This is a genomic window from Acidisarcina sp. (genome assembly GCA_035539175.1).
In the GTDB taxonomy this organism is placed as follows: domain Bacteria; phylum Acidobacteriota; class Terriglobia; order Terriglobales; family Acidobacteriaceae; genus JANXZS01.
The window spans coordinates 418,808-435,894 of the sequence record DATLIY010000007.1 but is presented as its reverse complement, the minus strand read 5'-3'; the positions used below and the strand labels follow the sequence as shown (position 1 = coordinate 435,894).

The window sequence follows — 17,087 nt, the reverse complement described above, 5'->3', positions numbered from 1 at the left end:
GCCGGAGCGGGCTTCGACCGCACTGCAATCCCTCATCGTGGCTGGGTTTCTTTATGGCGTCTTGCCATCGGGATCCAGGGTGTCTGCCTTATTTCTCTCCACAGCAGCGTCAGCGCTCTTGCCCTGCGCCTGAAGAATCATTGCTAGCTCGCGATGCACCGCTGCGTTGTTTGGATCGGCTGCGACTGCCATTTGCAACTGCTGAAATGCTTCCGCAAGTTGCCCTCGCTGGCGGAGCAACTTGCCACTCTGCAGTGCAAAGGAAGCCCGTTGATGAGCGACGGCTACGCGGCTTAAATCCGCGGCTGTCTTGCGTTCTGCTGCTGCCGCTGTCTTGTCTCCCTGCTCGGCAAGAATCGCTGCGAGCGTGATATGCGGGCTTGGCTGGCTCGGAAGGAGAGCGATGGCGTGATGAAGAGCATCGATGGCCTTCGCCGGCTCCTCCATCTGCTTATAGACGCTCCCCAGGATGGACCATGCATCTCCGTTCCCCGGCCGTAAGGCGAGCGCTTTCTGCAGTTCTCGCGCTGAGTCTTCGAATTTGCCCATCTGCATGTAGAGGATACCCAGAGTGTAGGGCGGATCAGGAAGACTGGGATCTTCCTTTGCAGCAAGCTCAAACTCGGGGATCGCATCTGCAATCCTATCTTTGAGCTTCAACGCCAGTCCCAGGTCGTAGTGTAGCTGGGGACTCTCGGGCGTGATGGCCAGGCCCGCCTGGAAGTGTTGAATCGCTCCATCCAGATCGCTCTGCTGCAGTGCTGCGACCCCCATATTCTGGCGCAAGACTGGGTCCTTCGGATTCAAGCGAAGCGCACGCTGATAGATAGGAGTCGCCTCCTTGGCCTTGCCCGACTGAACCAACGCGAGCCCCAGGTTTGTCAGAGCGGCGGCGTCTTCCGGTCGCGCGGCCACGACTTGTTGCAGCAAGGGCAACGCTTCCGGAATGTCGCCATGACTTTGAAGAGCGAGAGCGAGGTAATACTTTGCATCGATCGATTTTTTGTCCACTTCCACCGCGTGACGTAGCCGTGCGATGGCAGGATCATCGTCGCCCGCAGACTGCAGTGCTTTGCCAAGTTGCAGATTTGCTTCGAAGTCGTCAGGGTTGAGATGAACGGCGGTGGTTAGCTGCGTGACTGCTTCCTGGAGCCTCCCCTCCTCCAGAAACAACGATCCGAGATGCGCATGGAAAGCAGCCGAGTTTTCGTCGCGCGTGATTGCTGTGGTGAATTCGCGCTCTGCTTCGGGAAAGCGCTTCTGTTCCGCGAGGATAGTGCCGAGGTTGTCGTGCAGCACGGCGCTGTCGGGAGCCGCAGCAACCGCCTCTCTCAGCTTGCTTTCTGCCTGTGGAGCATCTCCGGTGCCGTCCAAAGCCCGCGCATAGATGGCCAACTCGTCCGGAGAGAGCGTCACGTTTCCTGCTGTCAGCCCGCGGAATAGCTCTACCGCTTGTGGGTAGGAGTTCTGCCTGCAATAGGCCGTTGCCAGGTTAATCGTGGCGGCGGTGTCTTTGGGGTCAATTTTGTGGGCCTTCTCCAGTTCGGCAATGGCGCCCGCTGTATCACCTTCCGCCAGCAGGACGGCCCCAAGGGCGCTGTGGCCTGCTGCGATTTTGGGCGCAAGACGCACAACCTTCGCGAACTCCGCGTGCGCCTTGGCCAGGTCATTCCGTTGTATTGCCGCTGTTCCCGCGCGGAAGGCAACGCCTGCGGATTGCAGGGCCGGAGTCTGGTTCGAAGTAGCGTTCTGCGCAGATGCGCCCGGCACTGCTATTCCCGCCATCAGCGCGATCCATAGGAGCCTGTTCATGACATCGCGATTGTATCTTTTGAGGTGGGCCTCTGCTCTCGAATTCTCCGTGACCGCGTCGCGTCCAGCCTTATGGGGTTGATAAAGGCATCCGCCCCACCTAAACTCCTATGGCAGGATGCCGTTGCTCTTTTGCTGCGCCCTATGATCTTCCTATTGCATTGAGCCCATTATTCTCGTGAGTTGAGCCCATTATTTTGAGTGTGAACCTGGAGTCCGTTGTTCGTCACCGTAGTCGAATCTGCCGGATCGCTGCCTTTCTGTTGATTGCGTCCACCAGCATTCTGGGATCCCTCCTCCTTCGAGCACAGGTGGGCGCGCCAACTCCCGCCCCGGCGGCGGCTCCATCCGCTGACGGAGTGAATGGCGATTTCACCGACATTACTGCAAAGTCCGGCGTTCACTTTCGCAACATGTCCACCCACACTGCGAAGAAGTACCTGATTGAGACGATGGGTTCTGGCGTTGCTCTGTTCGATTACGACAACGATGGGTTGCTGGACATTTATTTTGTGAATGTTGCCCCGCTCACCGACCCCACTCCCAAGGGCTCCATACCGCAAAAAACCGGCCCCGAGTACTGGAATCGGCTGTATCACCAGAAGAAGGATGGCACGTTTGAGGATGTAACCGAGAAGGCCGGATTGCAGGGTGCCGGTTACGGGCAGGGCGTGGCCGTAGGCGACTATGACAACGACGGGTATGAGGATCTTTACGTTACCTCCGCTGTAGGCCCGAATCATCTCTACCACAACAACGGCAACGGGACATTCACCGATATCACCGAAGCCTCGGGCACGGGCGGCCCTGGCATCTGGTCCTCCAGTGCGGCCTGGGCGGATCTCGACGGCGACGGCCTGCTGGACCTGATCGTTACCCGATATATGAAGTGGGACTTCGACGACATCTGGTGCGGCGAACATCGGGAGGGCTTTCGCGGCTATTGCCATCCGGACATTTTTGAAGCTGCGCCGCCGCTCGTTTTCCACAACGATGGCCATGGGCACTTCACCGAGGTGTCCAAAAAGATCGGGCTGGACGTGCCCGGTAAAGGCCTCGGTATCGCCATCGCGGACTATGATCGCGACGGCCATCCAGATGTCCTCATCGCAAACGATGCCATGGTGGAGCATCTCTACCACAACAAGGGGAACGGGACCTTTGAGGAGGTGGGCCTGCTATCGGAGATTGCTGTGGATGGCGATGGACGCACCTACTCCGGCATGGGCGCGGACTTTGCCGACTACAACAACGACGGCTGGCCCGACATCGTCATCACCGATCTCGCGAATCAGAAGTATGCCCTTTACCTGAATAACGGCGATGGCAGCTTCACTTACGCCAGCCATACCAGCGGCATTGGTAGCATGACCCTGCTGCACTCCGGCTGGGGAATCAGCTTTATGGACTATGACAACGATGGCTGGAAAGACCTGATGATTGTCCAGTCCCACGTGATGGACAACATCGAGATGAGCTTCCCCCAATTGCACTATCCGGAGGCCATGATGCTGGCGCGCAACACCGGCAAGGGATTCACCAACGTCTCTGCCGGTTCCGGCGACGTCTTCCAGCACGCCTGGGTCAGCCGTGGTCTCGCCGTCGGCGATATTGACAACGATGGCCGCCTCGACGCCGTTATCAGCACCAACGATGGTCCGGCGTACGTGATTCACAACGACACGCAGACCAGGAATCATTGGCTTCTGCTGAACCTTGTGGGGCACACCAGCAACCGCGATGCAATTGGCGCGGAGATCAAGGTCACCACGCCGCATGGCAGCCAGTACGTCACTGTCTCGACTACGGGCAGTTATCAATCCTCAAAGGACAAGCGTGCGCACTTTGGATTGGGTTCCGATGCAGTCGTTCCATCGATCGAGATTCGCTGGCCCAGTGGAATCAAGCAGGTTCTGAAAGACGTCAAGGCCGATCAGATTCTGAAAGTAGACGAGCCCTCCCAGCCTCCCGTTGCCGCCACGACGGCAAAGCCCTGAATGCGCCTGCCACCAGAAACGAACACGCGGGACTGATGCGCCAGGAATTATTATTGGAATTAGGGAAGGGAATCATTGCTATTGTTCTCAACCGCTTACTACGTTTGCAGCCCGCCCGGACGGAGCGCCGTCAGGATAAGCATTCCTTGACTGTGGCGGGACGACATCCCTATACTTTCGACATGGGTTTTCTACGAATGATGCCGGTGACTCTCTGTTGCACGTGTACCCACGTGCTGAGCCGGTGTACCCTTCGTTAAACCTCTTACATCTATAGATTTCAAGAGTCCAAAACGAAGCCCGCGCACAGCTTTAAGCTGACAGCGCGGGCTTTCTATTTTCTGAGGGTAAATATGGCTACGGAAGTTCCGGTAAAAGAGACGAAAGCACAGCGGATGGAGCGGTTGAAGCGCGACAAGAACCCCTGGGAGGCCCTGGAGGAGATACGCGCCTTCGCTCGCGATGGCCGCTCCAGTGTCCTGCCGGAGTGGGCCAGTGTCTACTTCAAGTGGTGGGGCATCTACACGCAGGGAGATGGCGTGGGTGCCGTTGGCGGAGTGGGTGGAGAGGGCAAGGCCACCGAGTACTTCATGATGCGTGTCGGCATTCCCAACGGGCTGCTGACTTCGGCGCAGCTCAGCGTCATCGGACAGCTCACCAGGAAGTACGCCAACAACCTTGCCGACATCACGGTCCGCCAGAATATCCAGTTGCACTGGCTCACGATCGAGTCACTGCCCGCCGTGATTGAAGCTTTGACCGCCGTCGGGCTCTCACCCAAGGGCGCCTGCGGAGACGTCGTTCGCAACGTCACCGGTTGCCCTCTGGCCGGAATTGCAGCCGATGAGCTGATCGATGCCTCGCCGCTCGCGGTGGAAGCTGCCCACATGCTCACCGCCAATCCCGAGTTCTACAACCTGCCACGCAAGTTCAAGGTATCCGTTACGGGCTGCCCGGCGTGGTGCTGCTATCCGGAGATTAACGACGTTGGCCTCACCGCGGTGCGTCGCGGCTCAGAGGTGGGCTACAGCCTTCGCGTCGGCGGCGGGCTCTCGAAGGAGCCGCATCTTGCCGTGAAGTTGAACGCCTTTGTCCGGCAGGATCAGGCCACTGCCGTCATCCACGGTGTTACGGAGATCTTCCGCAAGCAGCAAGGGCTGCGCCAAAGCCGCGACCGAGCTCGCCTGAAGTATCTCTTCCTGAAAGAGGGATGGACCCCGGAGAGCTTCCTTACCGAGCTGGAATCGCAAATAGGCTTCCGCCTCGATCCCGCCGTCGAGGAGCAGGTTCCACTGGACATCTACCGCGACCATGTCGGCATCCACCCGCAGAAGCAGCCTGGGCTCAGTTATGTGGGGGCCTCCGTGATTGGCGGCCGCATGACCGGGGAACAGCTTGAGCAGGCCGCCGAGCTGGCAGAGCGCTTCGGCTCCGGCGAACTGCGTGCCACCGTGATGCAGAACTTCGTCATTGTCAACGTGCCCAATGCGCGAACCAACGAGCTTGCGCGGGAACTGAATCAGATTGGCCTGCGTGTGGAGGCGAGCAACTTCTACCGCGGCTCCATTGCCTGCACCGGTACACAGTTCTGCAAGCTCGCAGTTACCGAGACCAAGGGCTTCAGCCGCTGGCTGGTCGATGAACTGGAAGACCGGCTGCCCGGCTTCGATCAGCAGATCAAGCTGAACGTTACCGGCTGCCCCAATGGATGCGGCCAGCACTGGATCGCGGATATCGGGCTTGAGGGCAAGAAGATCAAGCACGAGGGCAAGCTTACCGACGCCTATTACTTCTGCCTGGGAGGAGCCGTGGGCCAGCACTCCGGCACTGCGCGCCCAGTCGGCTACCGTTGCCCTGCAGATCAGGTGCCGGAAGCCATTGAGCGACTCCTGCGTGTGTATCTGCGCGAGCGTCTGCCGGAGGAGAGTCTACGTTCCTACTTTGCTCGTCATGCCGATGAGGATTTGCGCGGCCAGCTCGCCGGCGCTGTTGTGGAAGCGGCGGTGCGCGATGTGCCCGCTGGTCGCGTGCCGCATGGAGTCGCGGAATGAGTCTTCTTCCAGTCTTTCTCAAGTTGACCGCACGGCGCTCGGTTGTTATCGGCGCCGGTGAGGTCGCTCTGGGTAAGATCCACAGCCTGCTGGATGCGGAAGCCGCCGTGCAGGTGATTGCTCCCGAGGCGCTGCCCAAGATTCAGGAGCTTGCCAACGCAGGCAGGATTGTCTGGCTGCGCCGCGCCTTCGATGTCCACGATGTGGACGGAGCATTTCTGGTCATCGCTGCTACCAGCACCGCCGCCGTCAATCAGGTGGTATATCGCAGCGCGGTCGAGCGCGGCATCCTGTGCAATGCGGTGGACGATCCTCCGCACTGTGATTTTTATTTCGGCTCCGTCGTCCGGCGCGGCGATCTGCAGATCGCCATCTCAACCGCGGGAGAAAGCCCCGCTCTGGCGCAGCGCCTGCGCCGGGAGATCGACGAGCAGTTACCGCAGGATCTTGGTCCCTGGCTTGCGAGCCTCGGCCAACTGCGCCGCGAGGTTCTGGCCGCTTATCCCGCGGGCGAGGAACGCAAGTTGCTCCTCCACCAGCTTGCGCAGCGCCCGGTTTGCGAACTGGCTGCATGCCCCACGCGGCAGCTTGCCTTCAACTCGGCTGGACGATCGGCGGTGTCCGAATGAGCGCTGCGAAGAAGGGAACTGTCTATCTTGTCGGCGCCGGTCCCGGCGATCCTGAACTGCTGACCGTCAAGGCTTCGCGTCTGCTCGCGTCCTGTGACGTGGTTCTGCACGATGACCTGGTGCCAGCCGCTGTGCTCTCGGTCGCCAATCGGCGGGCGTGGATCCTCAACGTAGGCAAGCGCTGCGGCAGCAAGCGCGTAACGCAGGAAGAGATTAACTTCCTGATGATCGACCAGGCGCGCAAGGGGCAGTGCGTGGTTCGCTTGAAGATCGGCGATCCTCTCGTATTCGGTCGCGCGGCGGAAGAGATGGATGCCCTGCGGGAAGCAGGCGTGGCATGCGAAGTTGTTCCCGGTATTACCGCGGCCTTTGCTGCAGCGGCCTCCATTCAGTGCTCGTTAACGGATCGGCGTTCCGCATCCTCTGTTCTCTTCTCCTCCGGCCACCATGCAAATGAGCCGGAGCCGCAACCTCGCGCGACGCACGACGCGACGCGCGTTGTCTATATGCCTGGGCGCGACCTTGCGCCGCTGGCCTCCGAGTGGCGTCGGGAGGGGCTGCCGGAGTCGCTGCCCTGCATCGTCGTCAGCCGCGCGGCGCAGCCAGACCAGCAGGCACAGCGGACCACGTTGCACGAACTCTCCACTATCGAGCCGGGGCCTACGCCGGTGCTGGTTCTTGCCGGCTCTGCTTTGGCGAACGCTGTGCTTCCCGCCTCGGTGGATCTGCTCTTTGCCGCTGCATTGTCCGGCGGCGTCGCACTGCCGCTCCCTTCGTTGGAGAGCTGACTCGCAATAGAAAAGACCTCCTTAGTGGAGGTCTTTTCTTCCTTCCGAATTCGCCCTGCTGCGGTTTACTTCGCCAGATGCGCTCCAGCCTTTTGCGCGTCTGCTTCGGTCATAAATTCGCCGTTCTTCGTCGCGCCATAAAAGCGGTCGTCGCTCTTGTGGTAGACCTTCGTATTTTTATTGACCCATACCATTCCCTTGGCCTTCGCGTCGGCAATCTGAGCAGGAGTAGCGGTCGCCGCAACCGGTTTCGCAGCAGCAGTCTTCGCAGCGCTCTTTGGAGCCGTGGCCGCTGGTGCAGCCGCAGGGGCGGGGGCAGGCTTGGCAGCAGCAGGTGTGCTTGGGGCAGCAGCAGGCGTGCTTGGAGCAGCAGCCGCAGGCGCTGCAGCACCCTTCTCAGCCGCAGCCTTCTTCTCGGCTCTCTTCTCGGCTCTGGCGGCCTTCTTCTCCGCCTTCGTCATTGGTGGATTTGCAGGAGTTGTCTGGGCAGCCGGTGCTGCGGCTTGATATGCCAGAGCGGGATTGGACAGTGTCAGGCCGCCAAACATCGTAGCAAGACCCAGAATCGCGGTGAACTTCTTCATCGAACTTCCTCCGTGGGTTAGTGAAGCGGTCGCATTCGTCAGCAAGAGGCTCGGCGTCTCCGGTATCAGATGCATTCACCTATTCGCTAGCAGAGAGTTATTTACTCCGCTACTAGATGGAAAGTCAATGGGAAAGAATGCTTGTCTGTCCTTGCACTTGCAGGCAAAGCAACTCATAAATGGCTGAAACGCGGCGCACCCTCCTCACTGAACCAAAAGAAAAAGAGTCCGTCATCGTGACAGACCCTTTTTCTTAGTTGCATTGTTTCGTTGGAAAAAACCTAGTCTCCGGGCAGCCGGAAGATTCGAATTCCCCCGTCCGCCCGGAAGTCACTGGTTTAGCGGGTTCCTCCCAAAGCATGCGGATTGAAAGCGCGCTCTTCCTCCACCGCGGCCTGGGCTGCGGCCAGACGTGCCGTCAGCAGGCGATACGGAGAGCAGGAGACATAGTTCAGGCCGATCTTGTGGCAGAACTTGACCGACTCCGGTTCGCCGCCATGCTCGCCGCAGATGCCCACCTTGATGTTCGGGCGGGATGTGCGGCCCTTGGTTACGGCACCACGCACAAGCTGGCCGACGCCGTCCTGATCGAGCACGGCAAACGGATCCTGCTTGAAGATTCCAGCCTGCATGTATGCCGGCAGGAACTTGTTGATGTCGTCGCGGGAGATGCCGAAGGTCGTCTGCGTCAGGTCGTTCGTCCCGAAGCTGAAGAACTCGGCTTCCTTGGCGATCTGATCGGCTACCAGAGCAGCGCGCGGCAGCTCGATCATCGTGCCTACCATGTAATCCACCGTGATGCCCTTATCGGCGAAGACCTCCTCGGCAACACGACGGATGATCGCGGCCTGGTTCTTCATCTCTTCCACTGTGCTGATGAGTGGAATCATGATCTCCGGATGCACGTCCTGGCCTGTCTTCTTGACCGACACCGCGGCCTCAAAGAGAGCCCGTGCCTGCATCTCCGTGATCTCCGGATAGGTAATGCCCAGGCGGCAACCACGAAGACCAAGCATGGGATTCGTCTCGTGCAGTTCTTCCACGCGACGCAGAAGCAGGTGCAGCTCCTTCAGCTTGGGCGAGCGTGGCTTGGTGACTTCCAGCTTGGCGATCTGGACCAGCAGGTCTTCGCGCTTGGGCAGGAACTCATGCAGCGGAGGATCGAGCAGGCGAACCGTGACCGGTAGGCCGTGCATCGTCCGGAACAGGCCCTGGAAATCGGCTCTCTGCATCGGCAGCAGCTTCTTCAACGCGGCCATGCGATCTTTCTGGTTGTCTGCCAGGATCATCGCCTGCATGTGCGGCAGGCGGTCTTCGGCGAAGAACATGTGCTCCGTGCGGCAGAGCCCGATGCCCTCGGCGCCAAACATCACTGCCTGGCGCGCATCGCGAGGAATGTCGGCATTGGCTCGAATCCGCAGTTTGCGCCGCGGGTCCACCCAGGACATGAACTTGACCAGGTCCGGATCATCGGGCGATGCCGGCAGCGTCTTCAATCGGCCGCTAATCACGCGGCCCGTAGTGCCATCCAGAGAGATCCAATCCCCCTCCTTGAAGCACTTGCCGCGGACTCTCATCTCCTTCTTCTTTTCGTTGACGTCGATATCGCCGGCTCCGGCAACGCAGCACTTGCCCATGCCGCGCGTCACCACCGCGGCATGCGACGTCATGCCGCCTCTCGAGGTCAGAATGCCGGCGGCCACTTCCATACCGGCGATGTCTTCCGGCGTGGTTTCGCCGCGCACCAGGATGATCGAGCTCATCTGGCCTTTGTGTGTAAACTTCACGGCATCTTCTGCGGTAAATACGATCTGGCCGACGGCAGCGCCCGGCGATGCCGGCAGTCCCGTGGCAAGCACGTCCACCACAACACCCTTCTCATCCAGGCGCGGAACCAGGAAGTCATAGAGCTGGTTCGGCTCGACGCGGAAGATGGCTTCCTCCTCGGTGATTAGCTGCTCGCGCACCATGTCGATTGCGATTCGCACCGCAGCCAGCCCCGTGCGCTTTCCGTTGCGCGTCTGCAGCATGTAGAGGTGGCCGTCCTGAATCGTGAACTCAAAGTCCTGCACATCGCGATAGTGCTTTTCCATCTTCCAGGTCAGCGTGCGAAGCTGATCATAGACATGCGGCATCAGGCGCTGGAGCTCGCTGATCGGCATCGGCGTGCGTACGCCGGAGACCACATCCTCACCCTGCGCGTTCATCAGGAATTCGCCGAAGAACTCGCGCTCGCCCGTCGCCGGATTCCGCGTAAAGCCAACGCCCGTACCACTGGAGTCGCCCAGATTGCCGAAGACCATCGCCTGAATATTTACGGCTGTCCCCAGCATGTCGTCGATGTGGTTGATGCGGCGATAGGTCTTGGCGCGCTCGTTGTTCCAGGAGCGGAAGACCGCATCGCGCGCCATCACCAGTTGTTCGTATGGATCCTGCGGAAAGTCTTTCTTCGTATGCTTGCGGATCAGCTTCTTGTACTCGGCAATGACCTCTTTCAGCGCATCAGCCGTCAGTTCGGTGTCCTGCTTGGCGTGCATCTTTTTCTTGATGCCGTCAAAGATCTCTTCAAACTCCTGTTTTTTGATGTCGAGCACAACGTCGCCGAACATCTGGATCAGGCGGCGATAGGAGTCATATGCGAAGCGGGGATTATTGCTCTTTTTGGCCAGCGACTCGACCGATTTGTCGTTGAGACCGAGATTCAGAATTGTATCCATCATGCCCGGCATGGAAAACTTTGCGCCGGAGCGTACGGAAACCAGAAGCGGATTTTCTCCTTCGCCCAGCTTCTGCCCCTGCAGCTTCTCCAGCCGCGCCAGGGACTTGTTCATTTGCTCATCGACGTCGGGGCTCAACCCGCCCTTCATGTATTCGCGGCAGGCTTCCGTCTGGATGGTGAATCCCGGAGGTACCGGCAAACCGGCGTTCGTCATCTCCGCCAGTCCCGCGCCCTTGCCGCCCAGCGCTTCTTTCATTCTTCCGTTGCCCTCTGCTGACCCCCCGCCAAAGAAAAACGCATACTGTGTCTTCTCTTGCGAAGGGCTGGCTACAGCCACGACTTTTTCTTCCGTCATCACGCTCATTCGGAACCTCCGTTCCAACTGCTGCTTTCTGGTCAAGTCGAACAACATGCCTTTTGGGCAATCTCTGAATGAAGATCTCGATCGTTGGCCTCTACTGGGAATCTCGCGGCCCGCCGGGTCTGGAGACTTCTAGAAAACATCGGATTGTTAGCCTTGGGTATAACAACAAGATGTGTCGGCTGTCACAGACATACGTATTTCTCAATTGTTTTTCTTTGGGCGTCCAATGGGCATGTCCTTGCTCCTGCATGTCTTGGGTGGGATGGATTTTTATCCGCTCTCACCGCGAAATTTGTAGCGATCCTGAAGTTTCTAGCCCGTTTCCGGGCCGAAGCGCTCGGAGTGTGCCGACGCTCTGGTGGCTTGCGGCAGCAGCAGGTCCTTCGCTTGGCTCAGGATGACAATGGCGCTGTGGGGGTGACAAGCAGGTCCTTCGCTGTGCTCAAGGCTTGGGGGAGGGAGAACTTCTTTTAAAGGGAGGATTCTAGAGGAAGAATTCCTAGGGCGCGATTCACGCCACAGCCTAGGTAGCTGGGCCGGTTTGCTGGTGGATCAGCCCGGCCCAGGCACACACACTACTTCAAATGTGTCGATTATGCAGCGGCATTGCAGAGCAGGATGGAGTCAAGCCCGAACAGTTGGAGAATCTCCCGCGTGCGGCGCGTGGGATTGATAAGCGATAAAGTAGTTCCGGCTTCTTTTGCTGTGCGGCGCAATACAGCCAGCGTACCAACTCCTGCGGCGTCGATCGCCTGCACTCCCGACATATCGAGAAGGATGCACGACGTCTGAATCAACGGCAGCACCATCTCCAACAGTTCGGTTTCGTTTCCCCGGATCAGCCGCGGAGGGCATGTCAGGATACTTGCCCTCGCACGTGGCGTCCGCAGGCTGGATATGGGGCATTGGATTGCCATTCTTGAGGTCTCCTTATAGTTTCTGCCTGTTGATTAGACGTGGGAGGTAGGGCTGCAGACTCATCTCATTCTTTGCATCCCGGGGTTTCTCAAGAGTCACCTCATACTGGATACTGGTACGTAAAGATGCACTCCCCAGGTTCCATTTCGCAGGGTTCCATTTCGCAGCAATTGGCAGCGCTTGCGATTGAAGCGGGATTCAGCGCCGCAGGCATCGCGGCCGTTCCCGCCATCGGCTCAGAGGAGCACGAGAGAGACGCTGCGCGCTGCGAAGAGTGGATTGCCAGCGGTGCTTCCGGAGAGATGGAGTATCTGCAGCGGCGCAATCCAGAGGGCCAGCTTCTGCGATCCTCGTTGCGCAACGCATTTCCCTGGGCCCGTTCCGTGATCGTCTGCGTGACGAACTACAATGCCGCCGCGCAGCGCTCCATCGATGCGGCGGAGGGGCAGCAGGGGCGCAAGGATCTGGGATGGATTGCCCGCTATGCGTGGACCAGCCGCCGCGAGCCGGACGGCAGCATTGTCCCCAGCGATTATCACCGCGTTCTGCTCAAGCGTCTGCGGATCGTCGAGGCGGGAATGCAAGCGCTGTGTGGGCCATTTGAATCGCGCTGCTTTGTGGATACCGGGCCGGTGGTGGAGCGGCTCTTTGCCCGTTACGCGGGCGTTGGCTGGACCGGCAAGAATACCTGCCTCATCAACCAGAAACTCGGCTCCTGGCTGTTTCTGGCCGTCATTGTCACTTCGATCGAGCTGCCGCAGGCGGAGCATCCCCGGTTGACGGAGGACCGTTGCGGCAGTTGCCGCCGTTGCGTGGAGGCATGTCCGACCAATGCGCTGGCAACGCCCTACCAGATGGATGCCAGCCGGTGCATCTCCTACCTCACCATCGAAAAACGCGGCGAGATCCCAGTGGAGCTGCGGCCGCATATTGGCCGCCAGGTCTTCGGTTGCGACATCTGCCAGGACGTGTGCCCCTGGAACCGCAAGGCTCCCATAACCATCGACGATCAACTCGCTCCACGCCCCGAGCTCATCAACCCGGCTCTGGACTGGTTGGGCGGGATGAATGAGGCAGACTTCGAGCGCACCTTCAACGGCTCACCTGTGAGGCGCACCAAGTTCAGCGGACTCCGGCGCAACGTCGCCATCGCAATGGGCAACAGCCGGCTGCATCGGTTCCTGCCCCGTTTGCAGCAGTGGGCTACAGACGAAGACCCCGTTCTGGCCGAAACTGCGAGATGGGCTATCGCTCAGATTCAGGGGAGCCGTCCTGCGGAAGACAAAAATCTCTCCTGAAGCGCCGACCAGGGAGCGGGGAATCCGCTGTCATGCGTCTTGGGAGCAGGCACTCCCCGCGAGGCTGATCGCGGGGGCCTTGTGTCAGATATAAAGAACCGTTAAGCGTGGCGGGTTACATTCGCCGCATTCAAGCCCTTGGGTCCCTGCAGGCACTCAAACTCGACTCCTTCGCCTTCTTCCAGAGTCTTGAAGCCATTTTCCTGGATCGCGGAGAAGTGGACAAAGACATCCTCTCCTGTCGAACGCTGGATAAACCCATAGCCCTTGGCCCCGTTAAACCACTTCACAACACCTTGCTCTTTCACCGGTACTCCTCTCTCCCTCGCAAAACGCCTTCGAAAGCAGCCTGAAAAACCTGGCAAGCCGCCGGAATCGTTGAAGATCAACGCGCCGGCGGCTCAGGTATATTCCGAAAACTCTCGCGGGCAAAAACCAGAACATCAAAAGCGGCCTCTCAAATGTACAAACCGTTTCTTTCCGCTAAAAAACGTGCTCCTGTTATGGCAGGAAATAAATCGGGATGCAAGCAAAAAACGAGGGAAGGTTATGATTCAGTTACGGTTACGAAGTCCACTGCGCAGCGTCGTCTACCCCCAATAGGGCATTGGACCGGCTCCCATCGCCTGATACCATCAAGACAGCAATGCAAAAGTCATCCGTTCGCCCCGCTTCCGATGCGGAGGAGCGGGTTCTCCCCTCCGCACATCCCCCAGTGGCCCCATCTCCGGACTCCGGTCTGTGGGGGCAGATTGTCGCGTTGGTACGGTATCTCGTACAGAGCGAGGTGCATACCTATGCCTTCAGCGTTGCCGCCTGCGCCTTGCTCTCGCTGTTCCCATTCATCGTGATGATGTACACGATTGCTCAATATGTCTTTCACTCGCAGGGAATGTGGCGGGTGATCGGCGATATGATCCGCTTTTTCCTGCCTACCACCCACTCGGACCAGGAGTTTGTGGTCAAAAACATGGGGCTGGTGGTCAGCGGACACCACCATATCGCCCTTATCTCCTTGGTTACGCTCTTCATCTCCTGTACTGGAGTCTTTCTCCCGCTGGAAGTCGCCTTGAACCAGGTTTGGGGCGTGGCCAAGAGCCGCTCGTATCTGGCCAACCAGGTGATCTCTCTCGGGCTTGCCGTGCTCATGGCCGCGCTGGCAACTACCGTGGCCGTACTCAACGCAACCCAGCGATCCCTGCTGGCGCTCCTCTTCTTAGGCCACACGGACAATATTCCCTTTCGCCTTGCGGCGCTCTCACTGCTTGAGGTCACAACCGTTCTTGCCAGCATCGCCATGTTTTTCTTTACGTACTGGCTGCTGCCCAATCGCAAAATCCCCGCTCTTGCGGTGCTTCCCACCGCCATTACCACCGGCCTCATCTGGGAGTCGTGCAAGTTCGCATACATCTATGCGCTGCCGCATCTCGATCTCCGTTCCGCCTATGGTCCCTTTGAGACCTCGGTTGGCATCATGATGTGGGCCTATGTTTCCGGTCTTCTGCTGCTGGGCGGTGCGCACTACTCCGCATCCCGCTATGCGCGCAGGCTGGCCTCCCAGGCGCAACTGGAAGAGCAGAGCAACGTAGTAGTAGCGTAGAGCACACTTCTCACGGGACATGTACCGGGCGATTTCCGGCTTGCGTCTACGGCGGGAGCAGTGCTCCTGCAGTCCTTTCGGTGCCAGAGGAATCGGGCGGCAGAACCGTCTGTTGCCCCGTCCCTTGAACCTCTAAATGCGCTAAACTCAGCCCAGCTATGGCCAGCGTCTTCAGCTCGATAGAAGCAAGAATCTACCGTGTCTTTGACCGGCAGCCGCCTCAGGGAAGGCTCCATCGCGCCGCGTTCTGGCTCCTGATCGTCTACCTCGTCCTTTGCGCTACGGGGTTTCTCCCCGGCATTATTGGAGGTTTTTCACGCGGCCTCCGCGGCTGGGTGCTCTTCGCTCTGGCGATAATTTCCCTGTGGCTGGGGGCGAGAGGGCTCTCCCGCAATATGTTGTGGAAGGTCCGCAACCGCCTGATCGTTACCTACCTGCTGATGGCGCTTGCGCCTATCGTGCTCTTTACGATTCTTGCGTTGGCAGCGGCGTATGTGTTTTCCGGAGAGTTTGCAATCTTCGCGGTCACCTCGGAGATGCATAGAGAGCTGGCGCATCTTGAGGCGGAGAACCAGGCGTTTGCCATTCATGTGAGCCACGTGCTCGATGACAATCCCGGGATCAGGTCTGTCAGTCTGCCGGAGAGGAATATCCAGGGCAGGGACCACATAGAGCCAGGTCTGGAGATGGCCGCCTTCCGGGATGGCAAGCGAGTCCCGCTGGACGGGGTCGCAAATGGGGCGCAAACACTGGAATCCCCGGCATGGGCCTCCAATGGCTTCAGCGGCATTGTGGTCGATAAGGGCAGCCTCTATCTTCGCGCATTCCACTCGATCAGCTCCGGCGGCCACGAGACGGTTGTGATTACCAGCGTGCCGCTCAGCAAAGAGAGCGCCGATCAGATCGCAACCGGTCTGGGCATGGTGACGGTTCTGCCTTTCTTCGATCTGGGGGAGGAGGGCACAGGCAGCGACCGGGCGACTGCGAGTAGCGGCAAACGTTCCGGCTTCAAGTTCAACGGTGAGGATCTGGGTGATACCGGTCCAGCTACCGGCCGCGTCACCGGAGGCAAGCCTCCACGGGCGGAGCACTTCTACGATATTGCGATCGATTTCTTCGCTCCTCTCAGCACAACCGATTGGCATACCGGACAGCCGCATTTTATCGGCATCCTGGTGAACTCCGAGCCGACCCTGCTGTATCGCAGACTGGTGATCACATCCCTGAAGGGGCAAAGCATCTTCCAGACGCTGCTGATTGGCCTGGCGATCTTCTTCGGCATGCTGGAGCTGGTTGCCTTCATCATGGCCGTGCGCCTGAATCGCACGATTACTCAGTCCGTACATGATCTCTATGAGGCGACGCGAGAGGTGGATCGCGGCAACTTCAGCCATCGAATCCCTGTCCGGCGCAAGGATCAGCTCGCCGCTCTCAGCGGCTCCTTCAATTCCATGACCTCCTCGCTGGAAGGGCTGCTGCAGGAACAACGCGAAAAGGAGCGCCTGCAGAACGAACTGGATATCGCGCAGGAGGTACAGGCCAATCTATTTCCTCGCGATGATGTCTCTCTGCCCAGCCTGGAACTGCACGGCATCTGCCGTCCGGCGCGAACCGTCAGCGGCGATTACTACGACTTTCTGCTCTTTGGCAAGAGTGGAGTCGGGCTGGCACTGGGCGATATCAGCGGCAAGGGCATCTCCGCCGCGTTGCTGATGGCCACCCTGCACTCCGCCGTGCGCGCGTATCGCTTTGCTGGCGAGGAGCTGGTACACGAGGGCGTTCGCGCGTTGCATGCTGCGCAAGCCTCCAGCCTGGACGGGGCGAAAGGTGTGGAGGAGATCGATTGCGGGGAGTGGTTTGAGTCGCCGGGAAAGATATTGGCCCTGTTGAATCGTCACCTCTATCGCAGCACGCAACCGGAAAAATATGCGACCTTGTTCCTGGCGCACTACCAGAGCGAGAGCAGCCGGCTGACCTACTCCAATGGAGGGCAACTGCCGCCGCTGCTTCTTCGTCGCGACGACTCCGTGGTGCGGCTGGATCGTGGTGGCACCGTGGTTGGCCTGATCGACGGCATGACGTATGAAGAGGGCTCTGTGCAGATGAAGCACGGCGACATTCTCGTTGCATACAGTGACGGCGTGACCGAGCCCGAGAATGATTTTGGAGACTTCGGCGAAGACAGGCTGATCGAGATTGTGCGCCGGAACCGCTACCTGCCGCTTCCCGTCATCTGCGAACAAGTCATGCAGGCTCTGCGCGACTGGATTGGCGCACAGGAACAGCCAGATGACATCACTCTGGTTCTGGCAAGGCAGGTATAAACG

Annotated in this window: 12 protein-coding genes; 7 read left to right on the top strand and 5 right to left on the bottom strand. The window is 59.3% G+C overall.

The window, feature by feature from the left end; all coding sequences use genetic code 11:
* Window positions 1-51 precede the first annotated feature (51 nt).
* On the bottom strand, window positions 52-1,785 hold the full coding sequence (locus VM554_04590; protein HVJ07637.1) for a tetratricopeptide repeat protein: 1,734 nt from the start codon (window positions 1,783-1,785) through the stop codon (window positions 52-54).
* A gap of 230 nt (window positions 1,786-2,015) precedes the next feature.
* Here VM554_04590 and VM554_04585 point away from each other — a divergent pair, with 230 nt between their 5' ends.
* From VM554_04585 to cobA, 4 genes are all read left to right on the top strand, one after another.
* Window positions 2,016-3,809: a CRTAC1 family protein gene (locus VM554_04585; protein ID HVJ07636.1), complete on the top strand. Its 1,794-nt coding sequence runs from the start codon at window positions 2,016-2,018 to the stop codon at window positions 3,807-3,809.
* 353 nt (window positions 3,810-4,162) lie between these two features.
* Complete coding sequence (gene cobG / locus VM554_04580) at window positions 4,163-5,860, top strand: precorrin-3B synthase (GenBank protein ID HVJ07635.1); 1,698 nt, start codon at window positions 4,163-4,165, stop codon at window positions 5,858-5,860.
* Entirely contained in the window at window positions 5,857-6,489 is a 633-nt protein-coding gene (locus VM554_04575; protein ID HVJ07634.1) for a bifunctional precorrin-2 dehydrogenase/sirohydrochlorin ferrochelatase, read from the top strand. The genes cobG and VM554_04575 overlap by 4 nt, the downstream gene beginning before the upstream one ends.
* Complete coding sequence (cobA, locus tag VM554_04570; protein HVJ07633.1) at window positions 6,486-7,277, top strand: uroporphyrinogen-III C-methyltransferase; 792 nt, start codon at window positions 6,486-6,488, stop codon at window positions 7,275-7,277. Before VM554_04575 ends, cobA begins: the two co-directional genes overlap by 4 nt.
* Window positions 7,278-7,342: 65 nt before the next feature.
* Here cobA and VM554_04565 read toward each other — a convergent pair whose 3' ends face one another.
* The 3 genes from VM554_04565 to VM554_04555 form a co-directional block, all read right to left on the bottom strand.
* A complete protein-coding gene (locus VM554_04565) occupies window positions 7,343-7,861 on the bottom strand; it encodes a hypothetical protein (GenBank protein ID HVJ07632.1) in 519 nt (172 codons plus the stop codon).
* 338 nt (window positions 7,862-8,199) lie between these two features.
* A complete protein-coding gene (gene ppdK / locus VM554_04560) occupies window positions 8,200-10,944 on the bottom strand; it encodes a pyruvate, phosphate dikinase (GenBank protein HVJ07631.1) in 2,745 nt (914 codons plus the stop codon).
* A 593-nt stretch (window positions 10,945-11,537) separates the two neighbouring features.
* Entirely contained in the window at window positions 11,538-11,861 is a 324-nt protein-coding gene (locus tag VM554_04555) for an STAS domain-containing protein (GenBank protein ID HVJ07630.1), read from the bottom strand.
* 126 nt (window positions 11,862-11,987) lie between these two features.
* On the opposite strand from VM554_04555, the gene queG reads away from it, so the two are divergent.
* Window positions 11,988-13,160: a tRNA epoxyqueuosine(34) reductase QueG gene (queG, locus tag VM554_04550; protein ID HVJ07629.1), complete on the top strand. Its 1,173-nt coding sequence runs from the start codon at window positions 11,988-11,990 to the stop codon at window positions 13,158-13,160.
* Window positions 13,161-13,261: 101 nt separating this feature from the next.
* On the opposite strand, the gene VM554_04545 is transcribed toward queG, so the two are convergent.
* Entirely contained in the window at window positions 13,262-13,468 is a 207-nt protein-coding gene (locus tag VM554_04545) for a cold-shock protein (protein HVJ07628.1), read from the bottom strand.
* Window positions 13,469-13,806: 338 nt separating this feature from the next.
* On the opposite strand from VM554_04545, the gene VM554_04540 reads away from it, so the two are divergent.
* Complete coding sequence (locus tag VM554_04540; protein ID HVJ07627.1) at window positions 13,807-14,760, top strand: YihY/virulence factor BrkB family protein; 954 nt, start codon at window positions 13,807-13,809, stop codon at window positions 14,758-14,760.
* A 158-nt stretch (window positions 14,761-14,918) separates the two neighbouring features.
* On the top strand, window positions 14,919-17,084 hold the full coding sequence (locus tag VM554_04535; GenBank protein ID HVJ07626.1) for a SpoIIE family protein phosphatase: 2,166 nt from the start codon (window positions 14,919-14,921) through the stop codon (window positions 17,082-17,084).
* Window positions 17,085-17,087: the final 3 nt, after the last annotated feature.

What these genes read in the sequence shown, in the direction of transcription:
- VM554_04590 (HVJ07637.1), bottom strand. Translation starts at nt 1,785, where the DNA reads ATGGCGGGAATAGCAGTGCCGGGCGCATCTGCGCAGAACGCTACTTCG.
- cobG (HVJ07635.1), top strand. Translation starts at nt 4,163, where the DNA reads ATGGCTACGGAAGTTCCGGTAAAAGAGACGAAAGCACAGCGGATGGAG.
- VM554_04575 (HVJ07634.1), top strand. Translation starts at nt 5,857, where the DNA reads ATGAGTCTTCTTCCAGTCTTTCTCAAGTTGACCGCACGGCGCTCGGTT.
- cobA (HVJ07633.1), top strand. Translation starts at nt 6,486, where the DNA reads ATGAGCGCTGCGAAGAAGGGAACTGTCTATCTTGTCGGCGCCGGTCCC.
- VM554_04565 (HVJ07632.1), bottom strand. Translation starts at nt 7,861, where the DNA reads ATGAAGAAGTTCACCGCGATTCTGGGTCTTGCTACGATGTTTGGCGGC.
- ppdK (HVJ07631.1), bottom strand. Translation starts at nt 10,944, where the DNA reads ATGAGCGTGATGACGGAAGAAAAAGTCGTGGCTGTAGCCAGCCCTTCG.
- VM554_04555 (HVJ07630.1), bottom strand. Translation starts at nt 11,861, where the DNA reads ATGGCAATCCAATGCCCCATATCCAGCCTGCGGACGCCACGTGCGAGG.
- queG (HVJ07629.1), top strand. Translation starts at nt 11,988, where the DNA reads ATGCACTCCCCAGGTTCCATTTCGCAGGGTTCCATTTCGCAGCAATTG.
- VM554_04540 (HVJ07627.1), top strand. Translation starts at nt 13,807, where the DNA reads ATGCAAAAGTCATCCGTTCGCCCCGCTTCCGATGCGGAGGAGCGGGTT.
- VM554_04535 (HVJ07626.1), top strand. Translation starts at nt 14,919, where the DNA reads ATGGCCAGCGTCTTCAGCTCGATAGAAGCAAGAATCTACCGTGTCTTT.